1 protein-coding gene is annotated in these 764 nt (G+C 65.6%); it reads left to right on the plus strand.

Features of this window, described 5'->3' with window-relative positions:
* On the plus strand, nt 1–764 hold a 764-nt coding region (locus tag H7J86_RS00025), incomplete at both ends, for a sulfatase-like hydrolase/transferase (RefSeq protein WP_267288593.1).

The raw sequence follows: 764 nt of genomic DNA on the forward strand, positions 1-764 counted from the left end.
GGGGCCGGGACTGCCGACCACGTTCGGCGGTGAGGTCACCACCGCCACGCTCGACCGGATCTGCGGCGAAGGCGTCACGTACAACCGGTTCCACACCACGGCGATGTGCTCGCCGACGCGTGCATCGCTGCTCACCGGCCGCAATCACCACGAGATCGGCAATGGCCAGATCGCCGAGTTGGCCAATGACTGGGACGGCTATGCGGGCAAGATCCCGCGCTCCAGCGCCACCGTGGCCGAGGTCCTCAAACAGTACGGATATGCGACGTCGGCGTTCGGCAAGTGGCACAACACCCCCGCCGAGGAGACCACCGCCGCCGGGCCCTTCGAGAATTGGCCCACCGGACTCGGATTCGAGTACTTCTACGGTTTCCTGGCCGGCGAGGCCTCCCAATACGAACCGCACCTGGTGCGCAACACCACGGTGGTCTCCCCGCCCAAGACACCCGAAGAGGGCTATCACCTGTCCGAGGATCTGGCCGATGACGCCATCGGCTGGCTGCGGCGGCACAAGGCGTTCAACGCGAACAAGCCGTTCTTCATGTACTGGGCCAGCGGCTGCCTGCACGGTCCGCACCACATCATGAAGGAGTGGGCCGACAAGTACGCCGGGAAGTTCGATGACGGATGGGATGCCTATCGGGAGCGGGTGTTCGCGCGCGCCAAGGCCAACGGCTGGATACCGCAGGACTGTGAACTGACCGAACGTGACGAGACGCTCGCGGCGTGGGAGGACATCCCCGAGGACGAGAAGCCGTTCCAGC

Origin of the sequence: Mycobacterium hackensackense (assembly GCF_025822555.1) — a bacterium.
GTDB lineage: Bacteria > Actinomycetota > Actinomycetes > Mycobacteriales > Mycobacteriaceae > Mycobacterium > Mycobacterium fluoranthenivorans.